This is a genomic window from Streptomyces sp. MA5143a (assembly GCF_900290235.1).
In the GTDB taxonomy this organism is placed as follows: Bacteria; Actinomycetota; Actinomycetes; order Streptomycetales; family Streptomycetaceae; genus Streptomyces.
The window spans coordinates 107,545-126,420 of the sequence record NZ_OLMK01000011.1; the positions used below are offsets into that span (position 1 = coordinate 107,545).

At 71.3% G+C, this 18,876-nt stretch carries 8 protein-coding genes; 4 read left to right on the forward strand and 4 right to left on the reverse strand.

From position 1 onward, the window contains the following. Nucleotides 1-286 precede the first annotated feature (286 nt). The 4 genes from SMA5143A_RS05960 (at nt 287) to SMA5143A_RS05975 (ending at nt 4,621) form a co-directional block, all read left to right on the forward strand. Entirely contained in the window at nt 287-1,516 is a 1,230-nt protein-coding gene (locus SMA5143A_RS05960) for an ABC transporter substrate-binding protein (protein ID WP_258193426.1), read from the forward strand. 70 nt (nt 1,517-1,586) lie between these two features. Then, nucleotides 1,587-2,546 (forward strand): carbohydrate ABC transporter permease, encoded by a 960-nt coding sequence (locus SMA5143A_RS05965; RefSeq protein WP_107461863.1) that lies wholly within the window; start codon nt 1,587-1,589, stop codon nt 2,544-2,546. Beyond that, complete coding sequence (locus SMA5143A_RS05970; RefSeq protein ID WP_107461864.1) at nt 2,546-3,379, forward strand: carbohydrate ABC transporter permease; 834 nt, start codon at nt 2,546-2,548, stop codon at nt 3,377-3,379. Before SMA5143A_RS05965 ends, SMA5143A_RS05970 begins: the two co-directional genes overlap by 1 nt. A 54-nt stretch (nt 3,380-3,433) precedes the next feature. Then, on the forward strand, nt 3,434-4,621 hold the full coding sequence (locus SMA5143A_RS05975; protein WP_107461865.1) for an ABC transporter ATP-binding protein: 1,188 nt from the start codon (nt 3,434-3,436) through the stop codon (nt 4,619-4,621). 103 nt (nt 4,622-4,724) lie between these two features. Here the strand turns inward: SMA5143A_RS05975 and SMA5143A_RS05980 are convergent, their stop codons facing one another. The 4 genes from SMA5143A_RS05980 to SMA5143A_RS05995 form a co-directional block, all read right to left on the reverse strand. After that, on the reverse strand, nt 4,725-5,783 hold the full coding sequence (locus SMA5143A_RS05980; protein ID WP_107461866.1) for an MDR family NADP-dependent oxidoreductase: 1,059 nt from the start codon (nt 5,781-5,783) through the stop codon (nt 4,725-4,727). After that, a complete protein-coding gene (locus tag SMA5143A_RS05985; RefSeq protein ID WP_107461908.1) occupies nt 5,780-7,495 on the reverse strand; it encodes a phytoene desaturase family protein in 1,716 nt (571 codons plus the stop codon). The genes SMA5143A_RS05980 and SMA5143A_RS05985 overlap by 4 nt, the downstream gene beginning before the upstream one ends. Before the next feature lie 134 nt (nt 7,496-7,629). Continuing rightward, nucleotides 7,630-8,820 (reverse strand): cytochrome P450, encoded by a 1,191-nt coding sequence (locus tag SMA5143A_RS05990; protein ID WP_107461867.1) that lies wholly within the window; start codon nt 8,818-8,820, stop codon nt 7,630-7,632. An 81-nt stretch (nt 8,821-8,901) separates the two neighbouring features. Further along, on the reverse strand, nt 8,902-18,672 hold the full coding sequence (locus SMA5143A_RS05995) for a non-ribosomal peptide synthetase/type I polyketide synthase (RefSeq protein ID WP_107461868.1): 9,771 nt from the start codon (nt 18,670-18,672) through the stop codon (nt 8,902-8,904). Between the last annotated feature and the right edge of the window lie 204 nt (nt 18,673-18,876).

The window sequence follows — 18,876 nt, forward strand, 5'->3', positions numbered from 1 at the left end:
CATGAGGGCCGGTTTCGGATGTTTCCGAAACCGGCCTTTTCCGTTCTCACCGCCCGCCGGTTCGTCGAATGAGTGGCCTGGGAAATCGCTGGGCGATTTGAGGCGATATGTGCTTGATCTCCGTTTTTGCGGTCCCTAGTGTGCGCAGGGGCAACACCGCGGGGCCCGAGCCCCTGTCACCGTCCGGAAGCGAGGTGTGGAGCGCATGCACGCGAGGTGCGGCTGCCGGCCGGTTTCGGGTCAGCGGGGACGTCCCCGAGGGACGCGCTGGCTCCGGGCGTTCGCCGTGCTGCCGTTGCTGGCGTCGGTGCTCACCGCCTGCGGTGACGACGAGGGTTCCGGTACGCCCACCCTCAACTGGTACAACTTCCCGGACGACTCCGGCGCCCTCCAGAAGGCCGCCGACGGGTGCAGCCGGGCGTCGGGCGGGCGCTACCGGATCAGCTACAACAAGCTCCCGCGCGCCGCGGACGGCCAGCGCCAGCAGATGGTCCGCAGACTCGCCGCCGAGGACGACTCCCTCGACATCCTGGGCCTGGACGTCACCTGGGCGGCGGAGTTCGCCGAGGCGCGCTGGATCCGGGAATGGACGGGCGCGGCGAAGCGGCAGGCCACCGAGGGCACCCTGCGTGTACCGCTGCAGACCTCGACCTGGAAGGGCAAGCTGTACGCCGTCCCGTACAACGCCAACACCCAGCTCCTGTGGTACCGCGCGGACCTCGTGCCCAGGCCGCCCACGACCTGGGCCGAGATGCTCGACATGGCCGAGGCCCTCGCCCGACAGGGCAAACCGCACTTCGTGGAGATCCAGGGTGCCCAGTACGAGGGACTGACCGTCTGGTTCAACACGCTGATCAACAGTGCCGGCGGCACCATCCTCAACGCGACCGCGACCGCGCCCTCCCTCGGTCCGCCTGCCGTCCGGGCCGCGCAGGTCATGCGTGATCTCGCCGACTCGTCGGCCGCGGACCCCTCCCTCCCCAACCAGATGGAGGACCAGAACCGGCTCGCCATGGAGTCGGGAACGGCGGCGTTCGAGCTCAACTACCCCTTCGTCTATCCGTCGATGAAGGCGAACAACCCCGCGCTGTTCAAGAACTTCCGCTGGGCGCCGTACCCCCGGGTCGACGCGGACCGCCCGGCGCGGCCCACCATCGGAGGCATCGATCTGGCGGTGAGCGCCTACTCGCGCCACCCCGATCTGGCCTTCGAGGCGGCCCTGTGTCTGCGCAACCGGGAGAACCAACTCGCCGCGGCGCTCGAGGGCGGTCTGCCCCCCACGCTGCGCGCCCTGTACGACGAGCCCGCGTTCATGAAGGAGTACCCCTTCTCCCGCGACGTGCTGGCCGCCCTGGAGGCGGGAAGCGTGCGCCCGATCACCCCGGTCTACCAGAACGTGTCGATCGCGGTCTCCCACACCCTGTCCCCGCCGTCCGGGATCGAACCCGTGAGCTCGGTCGAGACCATCAAGGAACAGATCGACGATGCCCTGCGATCCGAGGGTGTGATCCCGTGAACCACCTCCTCCCGCCGCCCTGTGCCGGTCGGCTCTCCCGTGCGCGGGCCACGTCCTCGGACGGCCCGAGATGAGCACGCGGGCGGAACCGGCCGGAGCCCCGCCGCCACCCGGGACACAGACGGGCAGGGCGGAACCGGACCGGTCGGCACTCTCGGCGGGCGCCAGACAGGAGCGCCGACTCGGCTGGCTGCTCTGCGCGCCCGCTGTCATCGTCATGATCGCCGTGACCGCCTACCCCGTCGGATACGCCGTGTATCTGTCCCTCCAGCGCTATGACCTGCGCTTTCCCGGACGGGCGGAGTTCGTGGGACTGAGCAACTACGGGGCGGTGCTGACCTCTTCGTTCTGGTGGGACGCCTTCTGGGTCACGTTGTTCATCACCGCCGTGTCCGTGGCGATCGAACTGGTCCTCGGAATGGGGCTCGCCCTCGTGATGCACCGCACGATCTTCTGGCGAGGCGTCGTCCGCACCTCGGTCCTCATCCCGTACGGGATCGTCACCGTGGTGGCCGCCTTCTCCTGGCAGTACGCGTGGACCCCGGACCTCGGATATCTGGCCGAGCTGCTGCCCCAGGGGGACGCTCCCCTGACCGAACAGTGGCCCGCCCTCTGGCTGATCATCCTCGCCGAGGTGTGGAAGACGACGCCGTTCATGGCCCTGCTGCTGCTCGCGGGCCTCGCGCTGGTCCCCGAGGAGACCCTGAGGGCGGCCATGGTGGACGGTGCCACCGCCTGGCAGCGCTTCACGAGGATCATGCTGCCGCTGATGAAACCGGCCATCCTGGTGGCGCTGCTCTTCCGCACCCTGGACGCGTTCCGGATCTTCGACAACATCTACATCCTGACCGCGGGCGCCCAGGGCACCGGCTCGGTGTCGATCCTCGGGTACGACAACCTCTTCACCGCGCTGAACCTGGGCATCGGCTCGGCGATCTCCGTCCTGATCTTCATCTGCGTCGGGATCATCGCCTTCACCTTCGTCAAACTGTTCGGCGCTGCCGCACCCGGCGCGGAGGTGAAGCGCTGATGGCCGCGGTGGGAAAGACACACGCCGCCCGATGGGGTGTCCTGAACGTGCTGGTCGTGCTGTACGCCCTGTTCCCCGTGGGGTGGATCGCCGCACTGTCCTTCAAGGACCCCAGCACCCTGACGGACGGCAACTACATCCCCACGGACTGGACCTGGGACAACTACCGGGGCATCTTCGAGACCTCCGAGTTCACCCGGGCACTGATCAACTCGATCGGTATCGCCCTGATCGCCACGGTGATCGCGGTGGCACTGGGCACCATGGCCGCCTACGCGGTGGCCAGGCTGCGGTTCCCCGGCAAGCGGGTACTGATCGGCATGTCGCTGCTGATCGCCATGTTCCCGCCGATCTCCCTGGTGTCGCCGCTGTTCAACATCGAGCGGATCATCGGGATCTTCGACACCTGGATCGGGCTGATCATCCCGTACATGACGTTCTCCCTGCCCCTCGCGATCTACACCCTGTCCGCCTTCTTCCGGGAGATCCCCTGGGATCTGGAGAAGGCCGCCAAGGTCGACGGGGCGACGCCCGCACAGGCCTTCCGCATGGTCATCGTGCCGCTGGCCGCGCCGGGCGTCTTCACCACGGCCATCCTCGTGTTCATCTTCTGCTGGAACGACTTCCTGTTCGCGATCTCGCTGACCTCCACCGAGTCCGCGCGTACCGTGCCGGCCGCGATCGCGTTCTTCACCGGGAGCTCCCAGTTCCAGCAGCCCACAGGGTCGATCGCCGCGGCCGCCGTGGTCATCACCATCCCGATCATCGTCTTCGTCCTGCTCTTCCAGCGGCGGATCGTCGCCGGACTGACCTCAGGGGCGGTGAAGGGGTGAACTCCCCGACCGCGGCAGGCAGAACACGCGTCCTAAGGCAAGGAGGCACCACCCATGGCCGAGATCATCCTCGAGGGAGTCACCAAGCGCTTTCCCGACGGGTCCCTCGCCGTCAAGGACGTGGACCTCGAGATCGCCGACGGCGAGTTCGTGATCCTGGTCGGTCCGTCGGGATGCGGCAAGTCCACCACACTGAACATGATCGCCGGCCTGGAGGACATCACCGAGGGCACCCTCCGCATCGGAGACCGCGTCGTCAACGACCTCGCTCCCAAGGAACGCGACGTCGCGATGGTCTTCCAGAGCTACGCCCTCTACCCGCACATGAGCGTCCGGGAGAACATGGGCTTCCCGCTGCGCCTGGCCAAGGTGGACAAGCCGACCATCGACGCCAAGGTCACGGAAGCGGCGCGGATCCTCGATCTGACCGAGTACCTGGACCGCAAGCCCGCCAATCTCTCGGGCGGTCAGCGGCAGCGGGTGGCCATGGGGCGGGCGATCGTCCGTGACCCCAAGGCGTTCCTGATGGACGAGCCGCTGTCCAACCTCGACGCCAAACTCCGGGTCCAGATGCGCACCCAGATCTCCCGGCTGCAACGGCGCCTCGGTACGACCACCGTGTACGTCACCCACGACCAGACCGAGGCGATGACGCTCGGCGACCGTGTCGTGGTCATGCGACAGGGCCTGGTCCAGCAGATCGGGACCCCCGCCGAGCTGTACGACCTGCCGCGCAACATCTTCGTCGCGGGCTTCATCGGCTCCCCGGCCATGAACTTCCTGAACGCCACCCTCGAAGGCGGTGTCCTGCGCTCACCCCTGGGGGACCTGCCCCTCGACGACCGTACGAGACGGGCGTTGGAGGAGCAGAACGCGCCCCGCGAGGTCATCATCGGGCTGCGACCGGAGGCGTTCGAGGACGCGACCCTCTCCCACGAAAGGGACCGCACGAGCCCGGTCTTCACCGCCACCGTGGAGGTACTGGAGTCGCTGGGCTCCGATGTGTACGTCTACTTCACCGCGGAGGGCGGACCCGCGACGACCACCGAGTTGGAGGAGCTCGCCAAGGACTCCGGTCTGCGCGACACCGGCGCCGACACCCATCAGATCGTGGCCCGTCTGGACGCCGCCACACGGGCGCGCGAGGGTGAGCCCATGGAGTTGCGGGTCGACATGGCCAAGGCCCATGTGTTCGACCCGGCGAGCGGAGCGAACCTCACGCACCCGGAACGGGTGGACTGACGGCGTCCGGTGTCGGAGCCCGGTCGGAGGCCGTTGTCCCATCGGTGGGAGAACGGCCTCCCCGTGGTCCGTGTGCCCTGTTCCGTCCCTCCCGCGGGCTCGGTCAGACCTCGACCAGCACCTTGCCCCGGTTCCCCTCCCGGTTCACGTAGAGGCTGCGGTACGCGTGCGGGATCGCGTCGAAGCCCCGGTGCACGGTCTGGTGGTACTGGATCTCACCGGCGCGTACGAGACCTCCCAGCTCCTGGTGCATCCGCGTCAACAGCGGCTCGTGGAACCACTCCTGGGCGAAGATGCCGCGGATCGTGGTGCGCGGGAACATGATGTACGGCAGCAGCCGGGGCCCGGTCAGTTCGCCGTTCACCGTGGTGGCCCACTGCCAGCAGACCGCCACCTGGCTGTCCACGTTGAGCATGGTGAACACCGCGTCGGTGATGGTTCCGCCCAGGTTGTCGAAGTACCGGTCGACCCCGTCGGGCGCGGCGAGCAGCAACTCCTGCCGTACCTTCTCCGCGTCGTCGGCCTGCGCGTAGAGCACCACCTCGTCGAAGCCGAGCCCGCGCAGGTACTCGACCTTGCCCGGTGAGGCGGTGGTGCCCACCACCCGGGCGGCGCCCGCCCGCCGGGCCAACTGGCCCACCAGCGTGCCGACCGAGCCGGACGCACCGCTGACCACCACCGTGTCGCCGGGGCGTACGGTCATGAACCGGGTGAGGGTGCCCCACGCGGTCATCCCCGGCGCGCCCATGACGCCGAGCGCGGTGGACAGCGGCAGCCGCTCGTCGTACCGCTCCGGGTCGAGCCGGCGGTAGGCCGGGAAGACCATCGGGAAGGTGCCCGTCCGCCACACCTCCTCGGCGCCGTTGTGGACCACATGGCTGCGCCAGCCGCCGAAGCCCTGCACCAGGTCACCGACCGCGAACGCGGCCTTGGGCCCCGCCTCCAGCACCTCCATGATCGAGTCCGCGCCCATGGGGTGGCCGAGCGGCGTCTCCAGCGCCAGCCCGTTCTGGTACGGGTCGACCGACACGTACCGCGTACGGAACAGCATCTCGTCGGGGCGGAGGTCGATCTCGACGTCCTCCACCACCTTCTCGTAGATCCGGTCCACGTCCGGGACACCGCCCAGGTGCTCACGGACGACCCACTTCTCGATCCTCATGTCAGGGCTCCTGTCTCGGTGTTCGAGGGACCGCTCGTCGTACCGCCCCGGTCGGCGGCCCGCGCCTGCCGGGGCGGACCGCCGACCGGGATGACCACATGCGTCGGGGGCGGGGCGCTCCGGTCGATGTCGGCGGTGAACTCCACACCGTCGTCCCGGCAGATGAACTGCATGACGTGCCGGCCCGCGGCGGCCGCCCGGATCAGGCCGCCGATGGTCGCCCAGACCCCGGAGAGGTAGAAGTCCGACAGCCCGGGCAGGACCGGGCCGCTGCGCCTGATCTCCTCCTCCACCGTCTCCGCGCCCTCCACGAACGGGTTCCAGCCCGGGAACGTGCCGTCGTAGACGCCCGTGTAGCGGACCTGCGTCAGTGGGGTGGAGACGTCGGCGACGGCCACCGCGTCCTTGAACCCGGGGAACCGCTCGTCCAGAAAGGAGACGATGCCTTTGCGGACCTCCCGCTTGGCGGTCAGATAGTCCCTGCCGTGCCGGACCGGCAGGGTGTGCAGCTCCTGACCGCGCCGGACCCGGGAGGAGCGTTCCGGTCCCTGGTGCAGCTCCCGCCAGGGCCCGATGTCGGAGAAGTACGTCGCGAACACCACGGTGGACTCGCGCGGCGCCAGCTCCGGGTAGTGCCGGGTGCGGAACTGCACGTTCATCGACGGGCAGCGGATCCCCGTCAGCGCGCTCGCCTGCTGCTCCGTCAGCAGATAGGTGGTGCACGGGTCGCCCTCCGGGAAGGGCTTGCGCAGCCCCAGGAAGAGGGAGACGTAACCGGGGGACAGCTGGCCGGGCTGGTCGATCAGCGAGGTGTAGAGCCTGCGGTAGGTGTCGTTGAGGTACCTGCCGCCCAGCAGCTTCATCACCGTGGTGTGGCCGTCGGCCGCCGAGACCACGATGTCGGCCCGGTACTCCCGGCCGTCGCTCAGCCGTACCCCCACCGCGCGGTCCCGCTCGACCAGGATCTCCTCGACCCTGGCGTTGTAGGTGATCTCACCGCCCAGCTTGCGGTACCGCTCCTCGACCGACCGGGCGAGCCCCAGCGAACCGCCCTCCGGCACACCCGCCGCCTGGTTGGCGTGCGAGGCCAGCTGGAAGTAGAACGGCAGCACCGGGAACGCCGGATGCCTCTCGTAGAGGATGAAGTTGAACGCCTCACGCAGCAGCGGGTCGCGGAACCGCTGCGCGTAGTCCGTCATCAACACCGTGATCGACTTGCGGATGGTGGTGAAGTACGGGACGAAGGAGGCCATCATCCGCCACCGCTCCCACCGGCCCATCAACCCGACCGGCTTGAGGAACGGGTAGACCGCCAGCGCCTTGCGGAACGTGCGGATGCCCGCGCAGAACTCCCGGATGGGCGCCGCGTCGGCCGGAGAGAGCGTGAGCAGGTGCGCCTGGAGCCGGTCCGGGTCGGAGTAGAAGCGGACCGCCCGGCCGTCCCGGCCCCGGACGATGTTGAACACGTCGAAGTGCCGCATCTCCTTGCCCTGGAGCGCGCCCAGTTCGAGCCAGATCTGGTACATCTCGTTGCCCGGACCGTTGCCGAGGAGCCAGCTGACGCACCAGTCGAAGGTGAAGTCGCTGCGGTCCCAGCCGGTGCACGAGCCGCCGGGGATCTCGTGCATCTCGAAGATCCGGGTCCGGTAGCCGTTCATCCGGGCGTAGCACCCGGTGGAGAGACCACCGAGACCACCGCCGATGATGATCATCGACTCCCGTCGACGGCCGGTACGGGTGTCGGTCCCGGTGCCGTTCGAGGTGTCCGTGCCCTTCTGTCGCGCCAAGTCCACTGTCCTCCTCGTCGTACCGGTGGGGGGTGCCGGGGTGCCGTTCGCCCGCCCGGTCACCAGGCGACCGGGAGCGCCTGGAGACCGTTGACCATCGCGTCCTGCTTCCAGCTCAGTTCGCTCTCGGGGACGGCCAGCCGTAGACCGGGCAGCCGGTGCAGCACCCGCTCGATCGCCACCTGGAGCTCCAGCCGGGCGAGATGGGCGCCGACGCAGTAGTGCACGCCGTGGCCGAAGCCGATGTGCGGGTTGGCGTCGCGGTCCATGACGAGGCGCTCCGGCTCCGGGAACACCCCCGGGTCGCGGTTGGCGGCGGCGGTGGCGATCATCACCGCCTCGCCGGCCCGGATCGTGATGCCGCCCAGCTCGACATCGGCGGTCGCGTACCGTGCCAGGTTGAAGCCGGTGAGCAGCGGCACGTAGCGCATCAGCTCCTCGACGGCCTTCGGGATCAGCTCCGGACGCTCCCGTAGTCGCGTCAACTCCTGTGGATGTACGAGGAGTTGGTGGAAGAAGTTGCCGATCTGGTTGGTGGTGGAGACGAAGCCGGCGATCAGCAGGTCGCAGGCGATCGACAGCAGTTCCTCCTCGCTGATCAGACCCTCCTCGCGACAGGCCCGGACCAGGGTGGTGAGCAGGTCGTCGCCCGGCTCGCGGCCCCGCAGCTCCAGCACACCGACCATGTACTCCATGAAGGCCCGGCCCTCGGTGGCGAGCACCTCCTGGGGGGTGATGGCGGAGAGCACCGTCTCCGCCCAGTGCCAGAGCATCCGGTGGTCCTTGGCGGGGATGCCGAGCACCTCGCAGATGATGGTGGTCGGCATGGGGATGGCGAAGTCCTCGACCAGGTCCGCCGGTCGGCCCGCGGCCACCATCCCGTCGATCAGCTCGTCGGCCAGTTCTCCGGCCCGCGCGCGCAGCGGTTCGACCCGGCGGGCGCTGAACTGCCGTGCGACCAGCGAGCGGAGCCGGGTGTGGTCGGGCGGCTCCGTGGAGAAGAGACCGGCACCGGTACGGGCCACCGGGCGCATCCGCGGCTGGTCCCGGTGCATCGACGCGGCCAGGCTGAACCGCGGGTCGGCCAGGACGGCCCGTACGTCCTCGTACCGGGTGACCAGCCAGGCGTCGTCGCCGTACGGCATGCGGATACGGGCCGGTGCGCGCTCGCGCAACTCCGCGTAGGCGGGGTCGAGGTCGAGGCCCCGTGGGGCGAAGGGGTAGGGGAGTGGGGGGTGTTGATCGGGCATGGGGGATCCGTTCCTCTCACGGGGCGGTGGTGGGGGCGGTGTGAGGCCGGGCCGGGGCACGGGTCGGTTCAGGTGCCGGGGTCACGGCGTGTGGGGTGGGGTTCCGGTGAGGATCGACCGGGTGAGCCGGGCGTTGTGGGCGGTGAACTCGTGGTCGAGCATCTCGGCGTGGGTGCCGTGGCCCGTGAGGACCGTCGTGCGGGTGGCCGAGCTGCCGTGCCAGGCGCCGTGGTAGCCGGCCTCGTGGAGCGCGGCCTGCTCGGCGTCGGAGATGACACCGATCTCGGCGGTGATCACGCCGACGTTGGGCGTCAGGCTGCAGAACCGCAGGTAGTCGCGGGCCTGCGCGCGGGTCTCGTCGGCGACCGCCGTCGAACCGGTGTGCCGCCACAGATGCTCTTCCAGCTCACGCTCGAAGGCGGCGACATGCTCGTCGGCCAGGTCGAAGGGCTCCGGGATGCGGTGCGAATCCACGATCACCACATGGGAGACCGTGCGGCCGCGCCGCTCCAGTTCCTTGGCCACCTCGAAGGCGAGGTTGCCGCCGAGCGAGTAGCCGAGCAGCGCGCAGGGCCCCTCCGGCTGGAGTGAACCGACCAGGTCCGCGTACGCGTCGACCTTGCCGTCGCCCGACACGTAGTTGAAGGCGACCAGCCGGTACTCGGGCAGGTGCTCCGCGAATTGCCGGTACACCAGGCCGTGGCCGCCGGCCGGCGGGAAGCAGAACAGGGTCTGCCGCTGCTCCCGGTTGAACCAGAGGTACGGTCGGCCGCCCTCGATCCGGCCGGTGATGATGTGCTCGACGGTCCGGGCCATCCCGTGCAGGGTGGTCACCTCGAACAGCCTGCTCACCGGAACGGTGATGTTGAACTCGCCCTGGAGGCCGTGGATCAGCTCGATCAGCCTGATCGAGGAGCCGCCGCACTCGAAGAAGTCGTGCTGGAGCCCCGGCTTCTCGATGCCGAGCAGCGCCTCCCAGTGCTCGGCCATCCTGACCTCGTACAGGGTCGCGGGCGGTTCGGCCGTCCGCTCCACGCCGTCCGTCGCGGGGGCGGGCAGCGCGGCGAGATCGACCTTTCCATTGGCGGTGAGCGGCAGGGCGGGCACCTCGGTGAAGTGCGCCGGGATCATGAAGGTCGGCAGCAGGCCGGCCAGATGACGGCGGAGCTCACGCCGGTCGAGGGTCCTGCCGGGGGCCGGCACGCAGTAGGCGCAGAGCGTGTTCTCGCCCCGCCCGTCGGCACGGACGGTGACCACCGCCCGGTCCAGTTCGGGCCATTCCGCGAGTCGGCTCTCGATCTCCCCCGGCTCGATCCGGTGCCCTCGTACCTTGATCTGTGTGTCGGCCCGGCCGAGCAGACGCACCCCGCCGTCCGCGTCCCAGCAGGCGAGGTCACCCGTGCGGTAGACCCGGACCGGCTCGGTGCCGTCGGCGCCACCCAGCGGCAGGCTGGTGAACCGCCGGGCGGTCCGTTCCTCGTCGCCCGCGTAGCCGAGTGCCACGCCGGAGCCGCCGATCCACAGTTCGCCGGTGACACCGGGCGGGACCGGGCGGCCGTGCCGGTCCAGCAGATAGAGGGTGCTGTTCGGGAAGGGCCGTCCGATGGGCACCATCCGGCTGGGCTCCAGCCCGTCCACCGGACCCTCGAAGTACGCGCTGTCGATGGTGGCCTCGGTGAGGCCGTACGAGTTGACGACCCTGGTCGCCGGGCCGCACAGGGCGCGCAGCCGCTCGTACTCCTCGACCTTCCACACGTCCGAGCCGACCACCAGCAGCCGCATGAAATCCAGCCGCAGCCCGTCCCGTTCGCAGTGATCGGCGAGGACGCGGGCCACCGCCGGGACGAACTCGGCGGCGTCCACCCGCTCGGCGCGCATCACCTCGTGCAGCCGGGCCGTGTCGAACAGCAGTTCCCGTCCGACCAGCACCAGGGTCCCGCCCGAGCAGAGGGCGCGGACCACGTCCCCGGTGAAGACGTCGAAGGAGGGGGCGGCCATCTGGAGGTGCACCCTGACGTCGGTGTCCAGCCGGTACTCGGCACGCCACGCCTGGTACGCGGAGGCCAGATTGCCGTGCGACACCCGGACGGCCTTGGGGCGACCGGAGGACCCGGAGGTGTGGATGATGTACGCGGGCGCCTCCAGACCTACTGGTTGATCCGCGAACTCGGCTCCCGCCGTGCCCAGTTCGCCCGTGGTGACCAGCCGGGCCGGGAGCCCGTCGAGCCCGTCGAGTCGGTCGGTCCGGTCGTGGTCGTCGGTGATCAGCAGGGCCGCTTCCGCGTGCGCGACCAGGTGGGCCAGCCGGTCGGCGGGGTCGCCGGGGGCGAGCGGGAGATAGGCGGCGCCGGTGCGGAGCACCGCGAGCAGGGCGACGATCAGCTCCGGGGACTTCTCCAGGCAGAGGGCCACCACCGAGCCGGGCCCGGCGCCCAGCGCACGCAGCCGGGCGGCGGCCCGCGCCGAGCGTTCGGCCAGCTCGCCGTACGTGAGGCGGACGGCCGGGCCGGACCCGGCCGGCAGCACCACCGCCGGCGCCGTCGGGGCGGCCGCCGCCGCACGCAGGATCAGTTCGTGCACCGGCTCGTCGTACGCGACCCGCCGCTCCGCGCCGCTCCACCGCCCGAGGACCAGCGCCCGTTCGTCGGGGCCGAGCAGGTCGAGACCGGTCGCGGCGCGCTCCGGGCCCGAGGTGGTCAGTGCCGTGAGCACGTTGACGTAGTGTCCGGCCAGCCGGGTCACCGTCTCCGGCAGGAAGAGGTCGGTGTTGTACTTGAGCACACAGTGGAAGCGGTGCTCCGACTCGTCCTCGTACGCGGAGAGTGTGAGGTCGAACTGGCCCTCTTCCTCGGGGAGTTCGATGTACTCCAGCCGGTATCCGTACTTCTCGGTGGCGACCTTGTGGTGGAGCAGGATGAACATCGCCTGGAAGACCGCCGAGCGGCTGGGGTCGTGTTGCAGACCGAGCTTCTCCACCAGCAGCACGAACGGGTACTCCTGGTGGTCGAGGCCGCCCAGCACGGTGGTCCGCACCCGGTCCAGCAGCTCGGCCACGGTCGGCTCCCCGGCCAGCGAGACATGCAGCGGCAGCGGGTTGACGAAGTAGCCGTAGACGCCGGCGAACTCCTCGTCCGTGCGGCCCGTCACCGGGCTGCCGACGACGAGGTCGTCCTGACCCGAGTACGCGTGCAGCAGCAGGTAGTAGGCGCTGAGCAGCACCATGAACACGGTGACGTTGTGTTCGCGGGCCAGCGCGTGCACCCGGGCGCTCAGCTCCTCGTCCAGGACGAAGAACTCCGAGGCGCCGTTGTGGGTCTGCACCGCGGGGCGCGGCCTGTCGGTGGGCAGTTCGAGGGTCGGCACTTCGGCGGGCAGCCGTGACCGCCAGTAGTCGAGCTTTCTCGACGCCTCGCGCCCGGCCAGGAACTCGTTCTGCCGGTTGAGGAAGTCCAGGTAGCGCGCTGAGACCGGGGGCAGCTGGGCCGCCTCGCCGCGCCGCAGCCCCTCGTAGACCGCGAGGAGCTCCTCGATGAAGGTGAACGTGGAGATCGCGTCCGAGACGATGTGGTGGACGGCCTTCATGATCACCCAGCGGGCCGGGCCCCGCCGGAACAGGCGGAACCGTACCAGCGGGTCGCGCTCCAGGTCGTACGGCCTGCGGTACTCCCGGACGATCATCGCGTGGATCTCGTCCCAGTCCAGGTGCTCGACGTCGACGACCGCGAAGTCCGGCTCCACCGCGGCGGAGATCCGCTGCACCGGCCCGCCGTCGTCGAGCACGAAGTTGGCCCGCAGACCGGGATGCCGTTCGACCATGGTGCGGAAGGCGAGGGCCATCAGCTCGGGTTGCAGCTCCACCCGGACCTCGACCGCGCCGCCGATGTTGTAGGCGAACCCGTCCGGGTCGAGCTGCTTGAGGAACCACAGGGCCTTCTGGTTCTGCGTCAGCGGGTACGACGACTCGTCCTCGTACCGCTCGACACCGGTCCCGCCCCGGTCGGGCCGCTCCTCGTGGAGCAGCTCGGCCAGCGACTCGTACAGCTGGGCCACCAGCTCGGCGACCGGCGCGTTGCTCAGCAGCGCCACCAACGGGAGGGTGGTGCCCAGTTCGGTGGTCAGGCGGGCCCGCAGCTCCATCGCGAGCAGGGAGTCCAGGCCGAGGTTGCCGAGTCCGGCGCCGGGTTCGATCTGGTCGGCCGGCACCCTGAGCACGGAGGCGGCCAGCCCGCCGAACCACCCGGTGAGCAGGGACAGCCGCTCGGCCTCCCCGGCCGCCCGCAGCGTCTCCAGTGGGCCGGTCGGCTCCGCCGCCGGGCCGGACTCCCGGGCGGCCGCGGCCAGGTCGGCCACCAGCGGCGGCGGAGCGGGGTACCAGGAGAGGAAGACCGGCCAGTCCACCACGGTGGCGATCAGCAGCTGGGCCCGGTCCTGGCCGAGCACCCGTTCCAGTACGGCCATCCCGGTCTCCGGGGCGAGCGAACTCATGCCCCGGCTGGCGCGGTAGTGGTCGATCAGACCCAGTTCCTCGATCATCCCGGTCGCCCAGGGGCCCCAGTCGAGGCTCAGCGCGGGCAGACCGAGCGCCCGGCGGTGGTGGGCCAGCGCGTCCAGGAAGGCGTTGCCCGCGGCGTAGTTGGTCTGCCCGGCCGTGGTCAGCAGCGAGGCGATCGAGGCGAACAGCACGAAGTGGTCCAGCGGTTCGCCGGTCAGCTGCCGGTGCAGGGCGAGCGCGCCGAGCACTTTCGGGGCGTACGCCGCGTCGAACGTCTCCCGGTCCAGCTCGCCGACCAGGGTGTCCCGGACCTGGCCCGCCAGATGGAACACGCCGCGGATCGGCGGCCGGTCCAGCCGCCGGTACTCGGCCAGCCAGGCGGCCAGCGCCGACTCGTCGGTGATGTCCAGCCGCGCCGGGACCGGTTCGGCGCCCAAGGCCTCCAGCTCCCGCAGGAAGGCGACGCGCAGGCCCTCCGGGCCGGTCGGGTCGACGTTCCGCCACTCCTCGCGCGGTGGCAGCGGGCCACGGCCGACCAGGATCAGCCGGCGGGCACCGCGCCGGACCAGCGTGCGGCACAGCAGCCGGCCGAGCGCGCCGAAGGCGCCGGTGACCAGGTACGCGGCGTCCGGCCGGAGCCGCGGCGGCAGCGGTCGGCTCAGCCCCTCCGCGCGCCGCAGTCGGCAGGTGAGCCGAAGGCCGTCGCGCAGCGCGATCTCGTCCTGGTCGCCCAGCGTGAACTCACGCAGCAACGCGGCGGCCTCGCCGTCGCGGTCCCCCTCCGGGCCGAGGTCGACCAGCTTGCCCGGGTGGCCGGGCAGCTCCTGATGGCGCAGCACCCTGCCGATGCCCCAGGCGGGCGCCCCCAGCGGCTGGACCGGCTCACCGGCGACGGTGGCCTGCGCGCACCGGGTGACGATGTGCAGTCGGCTGCCCGGCAGTTCGGCCGACATCAGTGCGGCGAGGACGACCAGGTTGTAGGCGCCGGGGGAGGTGTCGTCGGGGGTGAGTGCGACCGGGGTGGCCCGGGCCCCCGGGGAGGTGGGGTCGGCCGGGGCGATGGGGTCGGCCGGCGCGGTGGCCTTGCCCGGGGCAATGGGGCCGGCCCGGTGGGACAGTCCCGGTCGGTCGAGGTTCCACAGGTGGACGACGGCGGCCGGGTCCGGTGCGCCGGAGGCCCGGTGGTCGGCCAGGAGGCGGGCCAGGTCGGTGGCGGAGCCGGGATCGACGACGGCCGGAGCGTCGCCCTCGGCGGGCCGGTACCCGGCGCCGGGCCGGACGAGCAGGCAACGGCCGCCGCGTGCGGTGATCCGCTGGGCCAGCGCGTCGGCGACGCCCCGCCCGTCCGCGAACACCAGCCAGTCGTCGGCGTGGCCGAGCGGCAGGTCGGAGGCGTCCGACAGATCGGGGGCGTCCGGCAGCGGGGTCCAGACCGGTTCGGCGAGCCAGCCGTCGATGGTCGCCGGCCCGACCGCTGTCGCGGCCCGCTCGACATCGGCGGCCCGGAACCCGGTGATCCCGCCGAGCGGTACGCCCTGCTCGTCGTGGACCGCGATGTCGCCGACCAGTTCGGCGCCGGTGTCATCGGTGACGGTGGCGTGCGCCCACAGGGTGCGATCGCCCACCGCGTCGAGCCGTACCTCCTCGATGGAGACCGGCAGCCGGATACCGGCGCCCGCGGGGCCGGCCGTCGACAACTGCGGGGTCAGCAGGGTCTGGAACAGCGCGTCCATCACCACCGGATGCACCTGGTGATCCACTCCCTGCCCGCCGACCGCCGACGTCGGCCGGATCCTGGCCAGCGCCTCACCGGCACCGATCCAGACCTCCTCGATGCCCTGGAACGCCGGGCCGTAGTGGTAACCGAGCGCGGCCAGCTCCGCGTAGCACTCCGGTCCGGTCAGACGGCGGACGGCCCGCTCACGCAGCGCCGTAACGTCCAACAGCCGTGCTGGGCGGCGGCTTTGGCCGGGCCGGACGGTGCCGACGGCGTGCACGGTCCGCTCGGTTCCCTGCCCGGCGGGGGTGGCGACGGTGAAGTCGCCGTGCTCGGTCGAGAGGGTGAGCTGGACGGCGCGGCTCTCCGCGTCGGGCAGGAAGAGTGCCTTGCGCAGCTCGATGCCGGCCAGCGCGGCGTCGGCGCCCCCGGTCAGGGCGCGCACCGCCTGCACCGCCATCTCCAGGTAACCGGCGGCGGGAAAGAGGACGCTGCCCTGGATGCGGTGGTCCTCCAGGTACGGCAGTGCCTCGACGTCCAGCCGGGCCTCCCAGGCCGGTTCGGCGCCCGGCAGCCGACGGCCGAGCAGAGGGTGGTCCCACCGGCCCTGCCGGACCACGGCGACCGGCCGGGGCTCGACCCAGTGCCGGTCCCGTCGGAAGGGATAGCGCGGCAGCGGGACCGCCCGCCCGGCGGGCTGGAGCACGGACCAGTCGACCTCGACACCGAGGTTGTGCAGGGCGGCCAACGACGCCGTGAACGTGACCTGTTCGTCCTCCTGGCGGCGGATCGACGGCAGCGTGCGCACGCCGGCGGGATCGGCTGCGGCGGAGCGGCCGTCACCGCTCCCGCCGACCGCCCGGTGCTCGACCGTCTCGGCGATCGACCGGCCGAGCACCGGGTGCGGCCCCACCTCCAGGAACAGCCGGTACCCGTCGTCGGTCAGCCGCTCGACCGCCTGCTTGAAGCGGACGCGGTCACGGACGTTGTGCCACCAGTAGGCGGCGTCCAGTTCGGTGCCGCGCGCGGTGCCCTCGCGCCCGGTGAGATGGAGCGGAACCCGGGCCGGGCGGGGCTTGAGACCGGCGAGCGACTCCAGCAGCTCGTCCTTGATCAGCTCCATGCGGGCGCTGTGGTACGGCACTTCGACGGCCAGCGGGCGGACGAAGACCTGCTCGGCGGTGAGCGCGGCGGCCAGCTCGGCCAGCGCGGTCTCGTCCCCGGCGAGGGTGAGCGAGGTAGGGCTGTTGACGGCGGCCACCGAGATCGCGTCGCCGTACGGGCGGAGCCGGCGGACGGCCTCCGCCTCGCCGAGGGCGACGGCGAGCATGCCCCCCGTGCCGGCCAGCCGCTGCTGGAGCCGGCTGCGGTGCACCACCACCTTGACCGCGTCGGCCAGGTCGTAGACGCCGGCCTCGTGGAAGGCGGCGACCTCGCCGGTGGAGTGGCCGACGACGGCGTCGGGGTGGACTCCACGGCTGTGCCAGAGCGCGGCCAGTCCCACCTGCACGGCGAAGTTGGCGGGCTGGGCGAGCCAGGTCTCGGCCATCCGGGAGTCCGCCTCGTCGGCGAGCTCCTCGGTCAGCGACCAGCCAGTGAGCTCGGCGATGTGCTCGGCGCAGCGCTCGACGGCCTCCCGGTACACCGGCTCGGTGGCGAAGAGCTGCCGCCCCATCGCCCACCATTGCGGGCCCATGCCGGTGAAGACCCAGGCCAGCCGCCGGTGCCGGGGTTCGCGACGGTGGTCCGTGAGTACCCGAGGGTGCGGCTCGCCGCGCACATGGGCGGAGAGCGCCTCGTCCAGCGACGCGCGGGCGGCGGCGCCACGGGAGTCGTACACGACCGAGAGCCGGGCGTCGTGGTGCTGGCGTCGATGGGCCAGGGTGTGACCGACGTCGGCCGGCCGGGCCGGGTCACCGCCCCGCACACCGGCCAACTCGCCCTGGATCCCGGCGGCGACCACGGGCAGAGCGGCGGCTTCCCGTGCGCTCAGCGGCAGAACCGTCCAGACAGGGGACGCGGCGCCGACCTCGACGACACCGTCCCCGGGGCCTTCCAGGACGACGGGCGCCTGAGCTTCGCCGCCTTCCCCGCCTCCGACGGCCTCCTCGACCTCGACGCCCGCTTCGGTCCTGGCGTCTTGTGGAGCTACGGCACCTTCCGTAGTCCCTGCATCGACCGGTTCCGGCGCCGGCTCCGGGTCCGGCTCGGGTGCGGCCTCCAGCAGGACGTGCGCGTTGGTGCCGCCGAAGCCGAAGGAGTTGACGCCGGCTCTGGCCGGTCCCCGGTGCGCGGGCCACGGGGTGGGCGCGGTGGGGATCTCGTACGGGAGGGTGGCCGGGTCGATCGCGGGGTTGAGCCGCTCCAGGTTGATGTGCGGGGGGATCAGGCGGTGCTTCAGCGCCAGCGCCGACTTGATCAGCCCGGCGAGGCCGGCCGCCGACTCGGTGTGTCCGATGTTGGTCTTCACCGAGCCGACGTAGCAGCGGTCTCCGGGCCGGCGGCCCACCGCCAGGGCACGGGCCAGTGCCGTCGCCTCGATCGGGTCGCCGACGGGGGTGGACGTGCCGTGCGCCTCGACGTACTGGAGGCTGCCGGGGACGATCCCGGCCTCGGCGCAGACCCGTTCGATCAGGGCCACCTGGGCGTCCGGGTTGGGCACGGTGATGCCGTTGGTACGGCCGTCCTGGTTGACGCCGCTGCCGATGATGACGGCATGCACGGGATCGCCGTCGCGGACGGCGTCGGAGAGCCGTTTGAGGGCGACGATCGCGACACCCTCGGCGCGGACGTAGCCGTCGGCGGCGGCGTCGAAGGTGCGGGAGCGGCCCTGTGGGGAGAGGAAACCGCCCTTGGTCTCGGCGATGGTGTACTGCGGCGCGATGTGGAGCAGGGTGCCGCCGGCCAGCGCGAGGTCGGTCTCGCCGCGGAGCAGGCTCTGACCGGCCAGGTGGACGGCGACCAGGGAGGAGGAGCAGGCGGTGTCGAGGGAGACGCTGGGGCCGCGGAAGTCGAAGCAGTGCGAGATGCGGTTCGACACCATCGTCATCATCGTGCCGGTGGCGGTGTGCGCGGCGAGTGTGTCGAAGGAGAGGTCGGAGAACTGGACGATCTTGTAGTCCAGGGTGAACGCGCCGACGTAGACGCCCACGTCACGGCCGGCCAGCTCGGCCGGTTTCTGGCCGCCGTCCTCCAGGGCCTCCCAGGCCACTTCCAGCAGTTTCCGCTGCTGCGGGTCCATGTGGTCGGCCTCGCGGCCGCTGATGCCGAAGAAGGCGGGGTCGAACTCGTCGAAGCCGTCGATGTATCCGCCCCGGCCGCCGACCAGCCGGCCCGGCTTGGCCTTGTCGCGGCTGCCCAGGGTGGTCACGTCGTACCGGCTGCGCGGGGTCGGGGTGATGCAGTCCTTGCCGTCGACCAGATTCCGCCAGTACGCGCGGTGGTCGTTGGCGCCGCCGGGCAACCGGCAGCCGATCCCGATGATCGCGATCTTCTCGCGCTCGGTCTCGGGGAGGCCGGGGCAGCCGGCGCCGCCCGACCGGAGCGAGAGCGGTGCGCCGCCCGGAGCCGCGGCGGTGTCCGGGGCGGCGGGGGGCGGGGTGGGGGTGGGGTCCGGGGAGGGGACGAGGCATGAATCCGTCATGGGCGAGTCCTTCGGACGCTTCGTTCGCGTGGGCGAGGCGATCAGGGCGCGTTCGCGCGCGCAGGGGACGGTGGCCGCGCCGCGCCGCGCCGAGCCGTACCGACCGGAGGCCGTGGCAGCGGCAGGGGCGGAGGGCGGAGGTCACGAGTGGAGCGGACAGTCGGACGATGAGCTGCTGGTCCGCCGGGTACGCCGGGTACGCCG

Excerpts from the sequence above, each read along its gene's own strand:
- SMA5143A_RS05965 (WP_107461863.1), top strand. The coding sequence starts at position 1,587 with ATGAGCACGCGGGCGGAACCGGCCGGAGCCCCGCCGCCACCCGGGACA.
- SMA5143A_RS05970 (WP_107461864.1), top strand. The coding sequence starts at position 2,546 with ATGGCCGCGGTGGGAAAGACACACGCCGCCCGATGGGGTGTCCTGAAC.
- SMA5143A_RS05975 (WP_107461865.1), top strand. The coding sequence starts at position 3,434 with ATGGCCGAGATCATCCTCGAGGGAGTCACCAAGCGCTTTCCCGACGGG.
- SMA5143A_RS05980 (WP_107461866.1), bottom strand. The coding sequence starts at position 5,783 with ATGAGGATCGAGAAGTGGGTCGTCCGTGAGCACCTGGGCGGTGTCCCG.
- SMA5143A_RS05985 (WP_107461908.1), bottom strand. The coding sequence starts at position 7,495 with ATGATCATCATCGGCGGTGGTCTCGGTGGTCTCTCCACCGGGTGCTAC.
- SMA5143A_RS05990 (WP_107461867.1), bottom strand. The coding sequence starts at position 8,820 with ATGCCCGATCAACACCCCCCACTCCCCTACCCCTTCGCCCCACGGGGC.
- SMA5143A_RS05995 (WP_107461868.1), bottom strand. The coding sequence starts at position 18,672 with ATGACGGATTCATGCCTCGTCCCCTCCCCGGACCCCACCCCCACCCCG.